Raw genomic sequence first — 15,560 nt, 5'->3', positions numbered from 1 at the left:
CACAGGTCTTGCAGCAGGTACTTACTCTTATATAGTAACCGATGCTAATAGTTGTACTTCAACAGTTACTGTGTTAATCGGTCAACCCGCTATTTTAAGGGCCAGCGAAACTCATACTGATGCATTGTGCAATGGAGTTTCAAATGGAACAGTAACAATCGCAGCAATTGGTGGAACTTCGCCATATATTGGCACAGGGAAAATTACAGGTCTTGCTGCAGGCACTTACTCATATATGGTGACAGATGCTAATGGCTGTACCTCGACAGTATCAGCAACGATAGGAGAACCTGAAATATTGACTCCAGGAGTACTTTCAGGAGATACTTCGATTTGCGCTGGTGGAAAAATTAAGCCTCCAATCATTACCGGAATCAAGGGAGGTAATATAGCATGGCAATATGCAGAAGCTCCTTATACTTCTTGGGTAACGGCAACAAACAATGATTTTCCTTATGCTGAGGAAAAACTGACTACAACTCGTCAGTACAGGGTTCAGGTTTCCAATTCATGCGGAATTGTCTTTACAAATATCATTACAATTACAGTTAATCCTTCACCAGATCTAAATGCAGGAAAGGATACTGCAATAGTTGAAGGCAGAAAGGTTCAGCTGCAGGCTACAGGTGGTACAAATTATGTCTGGATGGCAGATAAGAGCTTAAGCAATCTGTTTATCTCTAATCCGATTGCGAGTCCTTTAGAGACAACTTCATATTTTGTAGAGGCAACCAATGAATTTGGATGTAAGGCTACAGATACGGTAATAGTATCAATAATTGGAAGAAGGCCTCTTTCTATAAAGAATACATTTACGCCTAACGGTGATGGATTTAATGATGAATGGGTAATTGACAATATTGAAGATTATCCTGAGGCATCTCTTGAAATATATAACAGATATGGTAGTGTAATTATTAAATGGGATAGAGATATCAAATCTTGGGATGGAAGAGTAAAAGGTGTAGAGATGGCGGTAGGAACATATTTCTATATTTTAGATCTAAAAGATGGATCTGAATCAATCGCGGGCTCAGTAAGTATAATCAGATAATTATGAAAAGAATATTAATATTAATGGTTTTGATAATTGTCAGTATTGATCTTTTTGGTCAACAGATACCTCAATTCTCTCAATATATCTGGAACAGCTATCTGATTAACCCTGCTATAGCTGGAGCAGATAATTTTATTGAAGCAAAAGTAGGATACAGAAATCAATGGGTTGGGCTTGAAGGTGCTCCTCAGACTTATTATCTTACTATTCAGGGGCAGAAAGGTAAAAAGTTAATTAACAGAGAGGATCTTGATGTAGTAAACAGAAGAAGAAACAGAGGATTTAAGAAACCATTAAATGCAGTGGATAAAGCGTTGGGGTATACTGGTAGAAAATATCCTACTGCTCCTGCGTCATTTAAGCTAAAAGGTCATCATGGATTTGGCGGACAAATCATGCATGATAGAATTGGACCTTTTAGTACATTAGGTGTCTATGGTTCATATGCTTATCATATTCCTCTTGCCCGTGAAACTTATATGTCCTTGGGAACTTTTTTGGGTATCAAACAATATAGAATTGATATTGATAAAATAACACTGGTGCAGGATAATGATCCTGCTATTGGAAGATCAGGTAATCTTACAAGTATCGCACCAGATGCTATGGTGGGCTTAATGGTGTATGCACCAAAATACTACATTGGTATTTCCATGGATCAAATGTTTAATAGTAAGTTAAAGTTTCAGAATACTACTGCTTATGCAGTCACTGGAACCGGTAACCTGTCCCCTCATTATTTTCTGATGGGAGGATATAGGGTAAATCTGTCTGAAGAATTGGCCGTGGTGCCTTCTGCAATTGTCAGATATAATCATGGAGCTCCGCCTTCAGTTGACCTTACAGCTAAATTTAATTACAAAGACCTTATTTGGGCAGGTGCTTCTATGAGAGCAAAAGATGCTGTCATTGTTTTATTTGGATTTTCTTACCGAAATATGTTGGATATAGGGTATTCTTATGACATGACGACCAGCCGAATTCGTCAGTTTAGCAGGGGAACTCATGAAATTGTACTTTCATACAGAATGGTAAATAAACCTACAACAGGTTGTAAACCAAGTTATGTCTGGTAGTTGTTCATAATCTTTTATTGATTGTATAAAGTTTAATAGTTGTTATATTTAAAAATGGAATTCATTAAACAGTATATCTTAATCTTCACATTTATATTTATTTCTGCTCTCGTATGCTATGGACAGGTTCCTGCTAACAAAAAAGCTAAAAAGCATTATGAGTATGGCGTGTCGTTTTTTACAGATGGAGACTATAAAGGTGCAATGGAAAACTTTACTATTGCGGAAAGTATAGATAAAGATCATGCTGGAATAAAGTATTACCTGGGAGCGTGTTATTGCGAATTAAAAAATTATTCAAAAGCATTGGTTTTTCTGGAAGATGCTAAGTTAAAAGGATGTACTATCCGAGAGCTTGATTTTTATTTAGGCAGGGCAAATCATTTAACTCATAATTTTGAACAGGCTATTCCGTATTACACAGCGTTTCAACAGCAGTTGAAAGGATCGGAAAAGAACAGAGTGCAAGAACTGGATAATCTGATCAGAAATTGTCATAACGGAATAAAGCTTATCGCTATGCCTCTGGAAATTAAAGTGCAAAATCTTGGTCCTACAGTGAATTCTAAATTTCCGGATTATAATCCTGTAATTTCCGCTGATGAATCAATACTTTATTTTACATCACGAAGAGATAACAGCACAGGTCAGATGCTTCATGAAGATTTCCATTATTATGAAGATATTTACTATTCAAAGAAAGATACAACCTGGTCTCCTGCTGAAGGTGTTGGAAGTAAGATTAATACAGAGAGCCATGATGCGTGTATTGGTCTAAGTGCTGATGGCCAGCAAATGCTTATATACAAAGCAACTTCTAATGGTGGTGATTTATTTATCAGTAATCTGGAGGGAAAAAGCTGGTCGTCTCCCAAAAATCTCGGACCTAATATTAATTCACCTTTTTGGGAGTCGAGCGGAAGCTTGTCTTCCGATCATAAAGTCTTGTTTTTTACAAGCAATAAAAGTGGTGGTGTAGGCGGTACAGATATTTATATGACCAGAATGCAAGATAATGGTGAATATAGCACTCCTCAATTACTGGGTCCACAGGTAAACACTCCTGACGATGAATTGTCGCCTTTTATTCATGCAGATGGAAAAACACTTTATTTTAGTTCGAGAAGTTATAATTCTATGGGAGGTTTTGATATTTTTTCCGTTGAAATAGATCTTGAAACCGGAGAGATATTATCTAATCCTGAGAATATCGGATATCCAATCAATACTGCTGATGATGATGTATACTTCACCTGGTCTGCTGACAATTCAAGAGCTTATTTTTCTTCTGTAAGAGAAGGAGGGAGTGGAGAGAAAGATATATATATGCTGGAGAGAAGTGTAGCTCTTGCTCCTGTAATTGTCTGGAAAGGACGTGTAATTGATGAATTGACCTTAAAACCTATTGATGCTAAGATTGAGATATCGGATAACTCAACTCAAAAGTCTGTAGGTAAATTTTTGCCAAATAAGAGTTCAGGTAAATATATTATTGCTTTACCTACAGGTCGTAATTATAACATTGCAGTTGAATCTGAAAATTATTCTTTTTATTCAAAAAACCTTGATGTCTCAGGTCTTAACAGATACGAGGAAATTGATGAGGATATTTATCTGAAGCCTCTTAAAAAGGGTACTGTTATTGTGCTTAGGAATATTTTCTTTAATGTAAATGACGCCTCTCTTAGACCTGAATCTGAAATTGAACTTACCAGGGTTTATAACTTTTTATTAAAACATCCGAATATAAAGTTAGAAGTTTCAGGGCATTCTGATAGCGATGGCAATCGGGGATACAACATGGAGTTATCTAAAAAGAGAGCTGCTACAGTTGCTGAATACCTGATTAAAAAAGGAATAAGGGCTGATAGGCTCATAAGTAATGGTTATGGGCCTAATAAGCCTATTGTGCCCAATGACAGTCCTAAAAACAAGCAGCTCAATCGTAGAACAGAGTTGATGATTATTGAATGACAAATAGAATAAATAAAAGCTCCTAATGGGAGCTTTTTTATTTATTATCTAAAATGTTTCTCCAGAACCGAATTAATCTTTTCTGCTGTCAGAGGCTTGTTAAGATATCCCATTACCGAAGGATGATTTTCAAGTTTACTTATGTCATTTTCATTTGATGAAGTAGTAAGAACGACAATTACAGGGTCACTTGAAGTATGTATTTTATAGGAATTCAGAAATTCAAAGCCATCCATCACAGGCATATTGATGTCCAGAAGAATCAATTCAGGACAGGAAGTGCTTTTATTCAGATGGTTAATAGCTTCTTTCCCATTTAGTGCTACGTTTATTTCATTAGCTATTTCAAGCTTTTTAAGTAGCCTGGCATTTAAAAAATTATTTACGCTATCATTATCAACGAGAAGAATTTTATCAATCTTTTTCATTGCAATATTAAGTTTAGTTGTTTTACAAGTTTAAAAAGTAAATAACATAAAACAGTATTGAATTTAGTCAATATTATTAATTTATGATAAAAAAGAACACATTTATAGATCATTCGGTTCTGATTCTACCCAGTTTTTAAATTTAATAAATGTTTCATTTGCAGCATTGATGATTGTATTGTCGTCGTTTGCTGCCAAGCTATATTCTTTTAAAGCTTCACAGAATAATTTCCATTTCTTGCCTGTCTCTTCACCATATCCGCTGAAGAAGCTTACACCCGAGTCCATCTCAATTAAGAGACTCTCTTTGATTATTCTGGATATCATTCTTCCGCCAAGCGTTGAACCTTCCATCACATAAAGACATCCCATCGCCTGAGATGAAGTTGTGATTTCCGGTAAATCCGTACAAAGGTTAATTTCACTCTTATAGCCAAGTCTCTGAAGATCCTCTTTTATTGTCGAAGATTTTCTTCTTGTTTCCAAATCAGGAAGATAATTAAGGATATCAGTAAAGCGATGAATTGAATTTTCAAGTGGCTGAAAAAAGCCATAAAATTTAATTAGTATCTTTCTGTAAGATTCAAGATTAAGCTCCCGATTCATTACAGGCTTCATTAAATTACTATTTTCCATTGCAGCATGATTTTCGGCGGTTTGCTGTTTTATTTTATCAAGAAGCATAAATCATTTAGGATGATAATCGGGTTACTCAACTAGTTCTGGTTTCTATTTAGAATATCAGTGATCGATTTTTGAAGTTCATCTGCAGCCTTTAGTGTTTGTGTTGTCCAGGCTTTAGACGTATTTTTAACAGTTTCTTTCCATGTACTGAATGAGTTTCTGGGATGATATGTTTTATGGTCAGATTCAAAATGAATGGCCTCATCAGGATTGCCGCCCCAATGAACGGTTTGAATGATTTCCGGACGAAATCCGACAATATATTCACCTCGTTTTACAGAAATCGGAATTACAATTATTCCGCTAGCCTCCTCTTTGTATTTATAGTTTGCATCAAGCTCCAGGAGCGTAGTGTCTGAATGAAAAATTTTATCAATCTTTTTTACCTTCAGCCAATAAGAAAGTTCCTTGATAAATGAGGTTGCAGGAGTTTTACCCAATTCTCTGATTTTACCGTTGAAAATTACTACAGAGCCTTGTATATCGAGAAGATCCAGCAAAGTGTTGTTTTCAAGCAGCCCATCGATAAAATGAGTAGCTGAACTCATTTGCCTGTAGAGTCTGGACTGAATTGAACTAAGTTGAGAGCTTGCAAGCAGATCATTTTGTTTCTCATTTAATACAAGCTGGGTGGATAATATATTAGACAATAACTCAAACGCAGATCTTAAATCATATGGTATTTCTCTGGCAATTCTATGATGACAAGAGATCAAGCCCCATAACTTATCATTTTTTATTATGGGAGTTGACATAGACGTTTCGACCTTCATATTTTGAAGATACTCAAGATGAACCGGAGCCACAGCTCTTAAATTGCAATCTCCCAGATTTGTGTATCTGAATGTGTTTGGGTTGAGAATGGGATTAAGTTTTACAGCCTTGTAACTTCTGTTAGGAATAAATCTATAGGGATTATTAAAGTATAGTTCTCTTGCCTGTTTGGGGATATCTGAAGCTGGAAATCTGAGCCCTAAATATGCATCCATACCTTCATTTTTGGCCTCAGCAATTACTTGTCCATTCCATGATTCATCAAACTGATAAATCATGACTTTGTCAAAGCCTGATATTCTCTTGATCTCTTCGCAGGCTATTTGACTGATCTGTGTTATACTATCCACATTTTTGAGCTTTGACACAATGAATTTAACATCCTGATAGAGGTAAGAAAAATCCTTCTTAATAACCGGAACTCTTTCAAGTTCCATGATCACCTGTCCATCTTTAAAATGAGCAATTGCAAAACATTCATGATTATTAAAACTGAAATGTAATGGAATTCTTTCTTTTAAATTATCATCATTAATTTTTAATAGCAAAGCTTCATAGGCTTCCTTTGAAAGAAAAGATGAAAGAGGGTTGTTAAGTATTTCCTGTACCTCTTTGCCAAAAAGCTCTTTTATGTTTTCACTGACCTGAATAATTGTCCACCTTAGTTTTTCAAGAACTATAAGAGCACCATAAGGTTGTATGGTATTAATAAAATTCAGTGGCAGATTACCGCAAAATTCTGAATCATAGTTCTTTTTACTTGGATTATTTTCCATTAACAGTTTTTTTTGAATTTGTTAAATCATTACTCAGTTGTTGGATGCTATTTGTTCTGAGGAAAATTTTAAATGTAGTTCCTTTATCCAATATGCTTTCTACACTTATCTTACCTCCTGCATTTTCTACTATTTTCTTAACGATATACAAGCCGATTCCGGTGCCATCCACGTGAGCATGGAAGCGTTTAAACATGCCAAACATCTGATCAAGTTTGTCTTCTTCAATGCCCAGACCATTATCGCTAAATGATATTGCTACAAATTCACCAACAATTTCAGAGGAAATTTTAAGATGAGGATCTCTGTCAGGATGCCTGTATTTTATGCCATTGCTGATAAAATTGTAAAAGATGCTTCTGAGATTCTTTCTTGAAAACAGAATAAAAGGAACCTGAAGATTGGATTCAAGGGTAACATTATTTTTGATAAATGAATCTAATATAGATAATTTCGTTTCTTCAATAGTTTCCTTCAGGTCTATTAACTCCTGATCTATTATAATATCTTTCTGAACCTTTGCAATTTCAGTAAGATCCCTGATTGTCTCTTTGAATTTTGCTATTGAAATATCAACCATTTCCAAAAGTGATGTAAAATCATCATCTTCACTTTTAGGCAATATTTCTAACTTTATTGTTTGAACAAGCCCTTCAATATTCAGAATAGGCGCTTTCAGATCATGTGAAGCTGTATAAATAAAATTGTCAAGATCAGCATTAATTCTAACAAGGTTTTTGTTTGTTTTTTCAAGTTCAAGCTGAGTCTTCTTAAGCGAAGTAAGATCAACTATTGATCCGATTATTCTGTATGGCATTCCATCTTCAAAATGGAGTATGTATGCTCTGTCGAGTACGTTGGAATAACTGCCATCTGATTTTTCAAATCTGTATTCTTCCTGCCACTGAATCTTACCCTTAGTTATGCTATTCTGTATACTTTCAATAATTCTTTGCCTGTCTTCGGGATGTATCTTTTCAAACCTTGATTCTATACCTTTGGATTCATCAGTATGTTCATAGCCGAACATGTTTTTGAAGCCTTCATTCCACCATACAGTATTGGAAGAGAATTCCCAATCATAAATAGCATCATTTGTTGCCAGTGAAAGTGCTTTATAGCGTTCCTGACTTATGGTAAGGTCTCTAGTTCTTTTCTCTACTCTTTCTTCCAGGTGATCATTCAACTGCTGAAGGTTTTTCTGTGTTTCTTTAAGTTCTTCATAAGCCTCCCTGATCCTGGTCTCTGCCTCTCGCTTTTCAGTTATATCCCCAATTGTAATAACTAAATTATCTCCTGTCTTTACGGCAGATAGTTCAAACCATTTATGTTGTCGTTCGCTATATTGTTCCGTATGCAGTAAATCGTTGGTTTCATATGCCATTACAAGTTTTTCAAAAAGTTCGGGAATTATGATCTCTGGAAACTCCGATTTGAGAAGTTTACCATTAAAGTCTTCCGTTTTTTTTCTGAATATTTTTCCTAATGTGCTGTTCGTAAGAACAAAGCTCATGTCTGTAATGTTTCCATCCTTATCCTTTACAGGTTCCAGAGCCATGATTCCGCTGAGTGAGCTATTGATTACTCCCGAGATAAGGTTGTTCAGGCTCTTCAGGTATGTAATATCAACAAAAGTGATAATAGCCCCATCCACTGTCAGATCCTGTTTGATATAGGGCATTATCTTCATCTGATACCACATATTGTTGTAGGATTGAATTTCCTTTTGCAATATGGATTGTGAGTTGATCACATACTGAATATCTTCTATAAGCCTGGGATGATTGATGTTGTTGGATATATGAGCAATTGGCCTTCCTATATCACTTTCTATAAGATTGATCTGTTTTGCTGATATAGGTGTAAATTTCCTTATGACAAGGTCTTTGTTAATGAAGATCTGAGAAATGTCAGAGCTTTTGAAGAAATTATTCAAATCATCATTGAGCTCAATCAATTCCTTTATCTTGATCTGAAATTCTGCATTAACAGAATGCAACTCTTCGTTCAGTGACTGCAGTTCTTCATTAGTACTTTGTAATTCTTCATTTGCAGAAACCAGTTCTTCATTTGAAGACTGCATTTCCTCATTTGATGTTTCCAGTTCTTCAACAGCAGTTTGGAGATTTTCTCTTGTTTCGATCAGTTCATCTTCCAGCTCCATAATACGCTCTGAGGTAATGAATTTCTGCTCACTAAGGTCTATCGAAGTTTCATTCGTCAGTTTTTCAGTTGCCGGTAATTCTTTAAAGAATATCCAGTATATTTTTTTCTCAGTCTTTTTTTCCGTAGTAGGGGAGATAATGATTTGTATGTTCCGTTTGGAACCCTCTTCCTGAAGCGTTATTCTGTCAAGCTTTATTGTTTCGTTACGTTTGATCGCCTTGCGAATAGCGGATCCCAGAACTATGGACAATTCTTCTGATACTATTTTCAGTATATTTAATTCAAGATGTTTTGGCTTAAAATGAATATACTTTTCATAGTCACCAGAAGCCTGAGTTAGTTCATAATTTTCATTGATACAGATCGCACTAAACCCTGAATGAGTAAGCAAGAGATCTGTCAGATTAGGTGCAGGAGCTGAAGGAAATGCAAAAGGTTTGTGAGAAAATTCCGGAAACTTAAAAGAAGTTGGGTTGTGAAGAGTAAAACCTCCTAGTCCCCCATAACTTTCAGTTGGCAGTTTTCTTTTGTTGCTTGTTTTCTGATAAATTTTGAATTTTTTGTGTAATTCATGAAATTCCTGGTTCAACTCTCCAATATTTTCGCTCGTTCCAAGGAATAAATATCTGTTTGGCTTTAAGCTGAAATAAAACTTAGATAAGATATTTTTCTGTAATCCCTGATTTAAATATATGAGTAGGTTTCTGCAGGAAATAAGATCTATTCTGCTATAAGGAGCATTTCTGGTAAGATCGTGCTGTGCGAAAACGATCATCTTTCTTAAATGACCATTTATTTTGTAATTATCACCTGACTTTTCAAACCATGTTTTTAAACGGGCGTCTGTAATATCATTTTCAATGGAAGTTGGATACATCCCTTTGGATGCAGTTTCCAGCGCAGTTTTATTGATATCAGTTGCAAATATTTTTACCTGGTGAGTTAGTCCATGTTTTAGTATATATTCTTGGGCGAGTATAGCAATACTGTAAGCTTCTTCTCCTGTACTGCAGGCTGCTACCCATATTTTTATCTCTTTCTCACTTGAAGCAAATAGTGAAGGGATAACTTCATGTTCCAGAATATTAAAAGAATCCTTGTCTCTAAAAAATTTTGTAACACCAATAAGAAAGTCCTGAGCCAATGTATCAAGTTCTTCTTTATTCGTATGAATGAAGTCCTTGTAATCAATAAGCTTTTTAAAATTATTCAGAGTCATCCTTTTGGCGATTCTTCTGCTAATAGTGGATGGTTTATATGATGTGAAATCGTTTCCGCCTCTCTTATGGATTAAATTCAGAATTTCATGAATGATTACTTCTTCCTCATCAGACAATCGTCCTGGAATAGTATTTCCAGGTGTGTCATGAATGAAACTAATAATTTCATCAGGCATCTGACTTACTGCAAGAATCATATCTGCATTGCCTGTGTCAATGGCATTCCTGGGCATGCCGTCAAACTTGGCTGTGAGAGGATCCTGAACAACCGCCAACCCGCCTGCATTTCTGATTTCTTCAAGACCTTTAGTTCCATCAGAGCCAGTACCGGAGAGTACCACGCCTATTGCATTGGGGCCTCGTTCATCAGCCAAAGACTTGAAAAATATATCAATGGCCATGTTAGGAATTTTTCCTGCTACCTTTTTATGGAGCTTTAACCTGTTGCTGCTTAATGTGATATTTCTGCTTGGAGTGATTACATAGATGCAGCCTGGTTCAATAATGATATCTTCCTGAGCTTCAAATATCTGCATTTTGGTATGCTTTGAAAGAAGCTGAGGCATCATGCTTTTATAGTCGGGAGACAAATGCTGGATAATGACAAAAGCTGCGTTAACCTCAAGCTTCAGGTTATCAAAGAATTCCATAATAGCTTCAAGCCCTCCTGCTGAGGCTCCAATTCCTATAATTGGGAAACTATTTGGTTCTTCATGTATCGGGAGCGGTTTCACTGGTTTTCTGTTAGATAATAGTGAGATCTTTACTGTCTGAAACTCAAATATAGATCAAAAAATAAAACATTTTTAAATATCAGAGTTTGTACCTGGACGATCTTGCTTTTTGTATTTAGCTTAAGCCTTTGTAATTAGATAATTAAGATGTTGATAATGGTACTATTTGCATTCTAATAACATTATTCAAGGATTAATGTTTAATATTAAATGGTATTTTTTTATGAATAGACTAGAATATATTAATCAAAGACAGGTTGAATTGGAAAGTAAGATTATGCAGTTGCAAGAGAGGCTTTTTCAATTGGAGATTAAAAGGATGGAGATTGATCGCTTAAAGATCAGATGTTCAGAAAGAAATAAATTTGTAGAGGATGTTTTGATAAAACTAAAAATGACTTTGGATAGGTAAGCATTAAATTTTTGTTTCATTCAGTTCTAACTTTTTCAATCGTTCATAATAGAAGTTTATTTATAATACAGAAATTCTTATTTTAGTTCATTATTCTTTTTCAGATTTTAATCTGTATTTGGATGTAACTTTTTGATAATTTATAACTTAACTTCTTTTTAAAACTACTATGAATGAAAATCTAAAACTTTTTACATCAATCGCAGGAAAGTCTTTTTTAAACTGGATAAAAGTGGTTTTTATAGGATTATGTTTGTCTGTCAGTGGAATCATTACCGCTTTTGTGATCAGAGGTACATCTTCAGTGCAGGATAATGTTTCGGGCGATACTTATCTGGCTGCCGCACCATCAGGAGATTTATGGAGTAACCTGCTGCTTGTTGTCTCAATAGGTCTTATTGTTATTTATATTATGCTTGCCAATAAATATGCATTACAAACATCAATATGCCTTATCTGGGAAAATAAACTTGCGGATTTTATAGAACCTTTGGTGGACAATGGTTTTAAGCGCATTTTTTCAAAGCAGCCAGACTTCTTTAAAAATGGGATTGACGGAGTAGTTACCAAAGCCCGGTTATTAGATGAGATCAGAAGGGATGATAATGCCAATAGGATTCAGAAAAAGGTACTGGACTATGGGTTAAAAAAATTAAGTCTTGACGGTATCGATTTCATGATTCAGATTTTAACATTCAGGCTACTGTTTCTGAAAAAATCAAAGCTCAATTAAGCTCAATTGCAAGCCCTTCACTTAAAGTGTTTTGGCTTATATCTTTGGTTCATGTTCTAATTCTTGGGCTTGCAGTTTATATTGATAAATAATAATCTCCATTTTTCCGGAATGAATAAAGTAAGGTTATTTTTCAGAATACTCATTTTTTGTGTACTTACTGTTGTCAGTCAGATAGGAGGGTTAGTATATTTATTAACCCTTTATATTTTTAAATCTCTGGATCCAAGGATTAAAAGTAAAGTTGCTTTTACAATATTAAAGTTGACTTCATTTGTTGTACTATATTTAATTACAGCTTTTATTATTGTACCTCCTGTAGCAGCCTTATTTGGCAGAGTTCCTCTTCCAATATATTCTGCGAATCATTTAAAGCCATTGAATAAAATCACGTGGATGTTCAACCGCAATTATGTGACACCAAAGCTTAGAAGAGCTATACTGAATGCTTCTGTTGAAATGAATAAGAAATATCCGGGAACTGAAATAAATTATCTGGATGCTTGTTTCCCTTTTATAGATAAATTTCCATTAATACCTCATCTTAGTCATAATGATGGCAGAAAACTTGACCTCGCATTTTTGTATATAGACAATCATTCAGGTAAAGAAAGCAATGAAAGTCCTTCTTTTATCGGATATGGAATTTGTGAAGAGCCACAGAATGGAGAGGTAAAAACCGCTGAGTTTTGCAAGAGCAAAGGTTATTTGCAATATAGTTTTTTAAAATACATCATTCCTCAAAGTAGTAAGACTGATTTTAAGTTTGATGCTGAACGTACAAAATCTTTAGTTGAATTATTAGATAAAGAAGAGGATGTCAGTAAGATTTTTATTGAGCCACATTTAAAGGAAAGACTGAATCTTCAATCTGGAAAAATCAGGTTTCATGGCTGCCAGGCAGTGAGGCATGACGATCATATCCATTTTCAGGTTAAGTAAAAAGGTAAAGTTATTATTTTTTTAGCAAATTTTATTGTAATGTTTTTGTTATAAGTTGTAGTTATCAGAAAGCTATTTTTTGCAGTAGATTTTGACTTTTGTAGATAGAATCCAAGTGTTGAAATGTTAATCTTTTTTATACGGTTGATCATTATGTGGTTAGCTATAGTAATGATATTTGTCGATTTTTAGAAAGTGATAATTATCATTGAATTAATTTGTGATGCTTACTAATTTTTCATCTTGTAAAGCTGGAAGAGGATGTGATAATTGTGCTGCAAATTGTAATAAATTCTTAAGTTATTTTTTCTAAAGAATGGATTTAAATTTTTCTGACAAACATCGGCAACTCCGATTAAATCTAACAAATAGATAAAGTTGATTGATTTTTTTATACCCTAATTGTTTAATGTATTATGAAAAATTTTCCTTTTATTCTGATTAATAAGAAATTTCTGGATAGCCTGTTAAAGAGGAATGCTGATAATGAATTTGACATACAATCGGCAGCAAAATTTGTTAAGGAAATAGAGCAGGGTAATCTTGATGTTCTGTATGAAGGAGAAGAGAATACTAATCAGAATGTTCAAAATACCCTTGCATTTTCGCTGATAAGCATGCGGGATCAAATGAAGCGGATAGCACAGCAGGAAAAAGAAATAAAATGGATTACGGAAGGTCTGGCAATGTTTGTTGAAATTCTGCGATCCAATCACAACCTTTCCGAACTGTCAGATAATATCATCAGGATCCTTGTTAAATACCTGGGAGCCAATCAGGGGGCTTTATTTATAATACATGATGAGGATCCGGAAGATATTCATCTTCGATTAGCATCATGTTATGACTATGACAGAAAGAAATTTTTTGACCAGAGAATTAACCCTGGGGAAGGACTTTCTGGTCAGGTCCTGCTAGAAGGTGCCAGCTTATATATATCGGAGATACCACAAGATTATATAAAAATTACTTCTGGCTTGGGAGAAGCCCGGCCTACCAATATATTGATTGTTCCGCTTGCTGTAAATAATCAGGTATTAGGTGTTGTGGAAATTGCTTCATTTAAAAAGATGTTACCTTACCAGATTGAGTTTGTTGAAAAATTGAGTGAAAGTATCGCATCGACCATTGCATCTGTCAAAGTCAATGAACAGACAAGAAATTTGCTGCGTGAAACTCAAATGCAGGCAGAGCATATGCGCACTCAGGAGGAAGAAATGAGGCAGAATATGGAGGAGCTGGCCACCACACAGGAAGAGATGGTACGCAATCAGAAGTTGACTGAAGAGATATTAGAAAGAGAAAGGGAGCTTTCCATCGAAGCTGAAAAAAACAGAGAAATGCTCTCTAAATTGATGATGATTGCCAAAAGCAAAAATATACAGGATGGAAACCTCGAAGGTTCTTTAAAGGAAATCACCATTGTTTTGGTTGATGTACTTCAGATCAATCAGGCTTCAATTTGGAGTTATGATGAAAGAACAGGTAAGATTCATCTGGAAAACTTATTTATGCATAGTAAAATGGAATATGTATCCGGACAGGAACTTTCTGTAAACGAATTTCCAATATACCTGAAATTATTGGAAAAGGGTCAATCTATAGTGATAGATAATACTCATGAAACGAATGCAATTACAGATTTCCATAAAAGACATGCTGAGTTTTCCATAACCAAATCATTATTGGAGGTACCCTTTTTTATAAATGAAAAGCTAGCCGGAATTATCAGGTGTGAAAATCATCTTAATGTAAAAAAGTGGAAAACCCTGCACCTTGAGTTTGTAAAGTCTGTCAGTGATATAATACCAATTGCTTATAAAACTGCAGAATCGAGGACTTTGCTTGGAGAATCACAAATCCAGGCAGCACATCTTAAAGCTCAGGAAGAAGAGCTTAGACAGAGTATGGAGGAGCTGGCAAGCTCTCAGGAAGAAATGAGAAAGAGCATGATTCAGCTTGAAGCAATGAAAGCCGAACTTCAGGTTCGGGAAAATGTATTTGGTCTCACTACAATTATGTCTGAATCTGATCAATATGGAAACATCCTAATGGCAAATGTAAAGCTTTGTGAGGTGTCAAAATATTCTAAAGAAGAACTGATAGGTAAGGCACATAATATATTCAGGCATCCGGATATGCCTAAGGAGCTTTTTAAGTTGTTCTGGGAAACGATAAAGGCAGGAAAGGTTTTCAGAGGAATTATCAAAAACAAAGCAAAAGATGGTAGTCATTACTGGGTAGATGCCACTATTGTACCAGTATTGGATAGTAACGGGTTGATCATTAAATATATAGGCGCCAGATATCACATTACAAGTGATAGAATTGGAGTAGAGTTATATAATAGTCAAGCGAGGACATTGGGATTAGCTTTAATAAACTCAGATTTCTAATTTTGAAATAACTCAAGGAGCTCAAAAATGATAAAAATCATTTTTTTGAGCTCCTTTTATCATTTTTAGGATATGAGTTATCTAGTAATTTAGCCCAGGACGTATCCAGCTCTTCATAGAATGGAGTTTTTTATTCTTAAAATAATTAAATTAAATGCTGCAGATTTATGCTTATCAAGTATAAAGGA

General features: G+C 34.9%; 10 protein-coding genes. 6 read left to right on the top strand and 4 right to left on the bottom strand.

Annotated elements, in window-relative coordinates:
• From MYP_RS12640 to MYP_RS12630, 3 genes are all read left to right on the top strand, one after another.
• The coding region (locus MYP_RS12640; RefSeq protein ID WP_045463788.1) for a gliding motility-associated C-terminal domain-containing protein at nucleotides 1-1,054 on the top strand (1,054 nt) is incomplete at its 5' end.
• A 2-nt stretch (nucleotides 1,055-1,056) separates the two neighbouring features.
• Nucleotides 1,057-2,133: a PorP/SprF family type IX secretion system membrane protein gene (locus tag MYP_RS12635; RefSeq protein WP_081990505.1), complete on the top strand. Its 1,077-nt coding sequence runs from the start codon at nucleotides 1,057-1,059 to the stop codon at nucleotides 2,131-2,133.
• A gap of 54 nt (nucleotides 2,134-2,187) precedes the next feature.
• The gene (locus tag MYP_RS12630) at nucleotides 2,188-4,107 is read left to right on the top strand and encodes an OmpA family protein (RefSeq protein WP_052430155.1); all 1,920 of its coding nucleotides are present in this window, start codon (nucleotides 2,188-2,190) and stop codon (nucleotides 4,105-4,107) included.
• 44 nt (nucleotides 4,108-4,151) lie between these two features.
• On the opposite strand, the gene MYP_RS12625 is transcribed toward MYP_RS12630, so the two are convergent.
• The 4 genes from MYP_RS12625 to MYP_RS12610 all read right to left on the bottom strand — a co-directional run bounded on the left by MYP_RS12625 (nucleotide 4,152) and on the right by MYP_RS12610 (nucleotide 10,889).
• Nucleotides 4,152-4,535 (bottom strand): response regulator, encoded by a 384-nt coding sequence (locus MYP_RS12625; RefSeq protein ID WP_045463779.1) that lies wholly within the window; start codon nucleotides 4,533-4,535, stop codon nucleotides 4,152-4,154.
• 102 nt (nucleotides 4,536-4,637) lie between these two features.
• Nucleotides 4,638-5,219 (bottom strand): biliverdin-producing heme oxygenase, encoded by a 582-nt coding sequence (locus MYP_RS12620; protein ID WP_045463776.1) that lies wholly within the window; start codon nucleotides 5,217-5,219, stop codon nucleotides 4,638-4,640.
• Nucleotides 5,220-5,251: 32 nt separating this feature from the next.
• Nucleotides 5,252-6,769, bottom strand: a complete 1,518-nt coding sequence (locus tag MYP_RS12615) for a GAF domain-containing protein (RefSeq protein ID WP_045463773.1) — start codon at nucleotides 6,767-6,769, stop codon at nucleotides 5,252-5,254.
• Nucleotides 6,759-10,889 carry a chemotaxis protein CheB gene (locus MYP_RS12610; protein ID WP_052430154.1) on the bottom strand — a complete coding sequence of 1,377 codons (4,131 nt, stop codon included), beginning with the start codon at nucleotides 10,887-10,889 and terminating at the stop codon, nucleotides 6,759-6,761. Before MYP_RS12610 ends, MYP_RS12615 begins: the two co-directional genes overlap by 11 nt.
• A 581-nt stretch (nucleotides 10,890-11,470) precedes the next feature.
• Here MYP_RS12610 and MYP_RS12600 point away from each other — a divergent pair.
• The 3 genes from MYP_RS12600 (at nucleotide 11,471) to MYP_RS25040 (ending at nucleotide 15,372) form a co-directional block, all read left to right on the top strand.
• Complete coding sequence (locus MYP_RS12600; RefSeq protein ID WP_045463769.1) at nucleotides 11,471-12,034, top strand: hypothetical protein; 564 nt, start codon at nucleotides 11,471-11,473, stop codon at nucleotides 12,032-12,034.
• Nucleotides 12,035-12,145: 111 nt separating this feature from the next.
• Nucleotides 12,146-12,976 carry a hypothetical protein gene (locus MYP_RS12595; RefSeq protein WP_045463766.1) on the top strand — a complete coding sequence of 277 codons (831 nt, stop codon included), beginning with the start codon at nucleotides 12,146-12,148 and terminating at the stop codon, nucleotides 12,974-12,976.
• Nucleotides 12,977-13,392: 416 nt separating this feature from the next.
• Nucleotides 13,393-15,372, top strand: coding sequence for a GAF domain-containing protein (locus MYP_RS25040; protein WP_052430153.1), 1,980 nt, complete (start codon nucleotides 13,393-13,395; stop codon nucleotides 15,370-15,372).
• Nucleotides 15,373-15,560: the final 188 nt, after the last annotated feature.

Origin of the sequence: Sporocytophaga myxococcoides (assembly GCF_000775915.1) — a bacterium.
Classification (GTDB): Bacteria; Bacteroidota; Bacteroidia; order Cytophagales; family Cytophagaceae; genus Sporocytophaga; species Sporocytophaga myxococcoides_A.
The sequence above is the reverse complement of the archived record's forward strand: the minus strand, read 5'-3'. Positions and strand labels throughout refer to the sequence as shown.

Excerpts from the sequence above, each read along its gene's own strand:
- MYP_RS12615 (WP_045463773.1), bottom strand. The coding sequence starts at position 6,769 with ATGGAAAATAATCCAAGTAAAAAGAACTATGATTCAGAATTTTGCGGT.
- MYP_RS12595 (WP_045463766.1), top strand. The coding sequence starts at position 12,146 with ATGAATAAAGTAAGGTTATTTTTCAGAATACTCATTTTTTGTGTACTT.
- MYP_RS12630 (WP_052430155.1), top strand. The coding sequence starts at position 2,188 with ATGGAATTCATTAAACAGTATATCTTAATCTTCACATTTATATTTATT.
- MYP_RS12600 (WP_045463769.1), top strand. The coding sequence starts at position 11,471 with ATGAATGAAAATCTAAAACTTTTTACATCAATCGCAGGAAAGTCTTTT.
- MYP_RS12635 (WP_081990505.1), top strand. The coding sequence starts at position 1,057 with ATGAAAAGAATATTAATATTAATGGTTTTGATAATTGTCAGTATTGAT.
- MYP_RS12620 (WP_045463776.1), bottom strand. The coding sequence starts at position 5,219 with ATGCTTCTTGATAAAATAAAACAGCAAACCGCCGAAAATCATGCTGCA.
- MYP_RS12625 (WP_045463779.1), bottom strand. The coding sequence starts at position 4,535 with ATGAAAAAGATTGATAAAATTCTTCTCGTTGATAATGATAGCGTAAAT.
- MYP_RS25040 (WP_052430153.1), top strand. The coding sequence starts at position 13,393 with ATGAAAAATTTTCCTTTTATTCTGATTAATAAGAAATTTCTGGATAGC.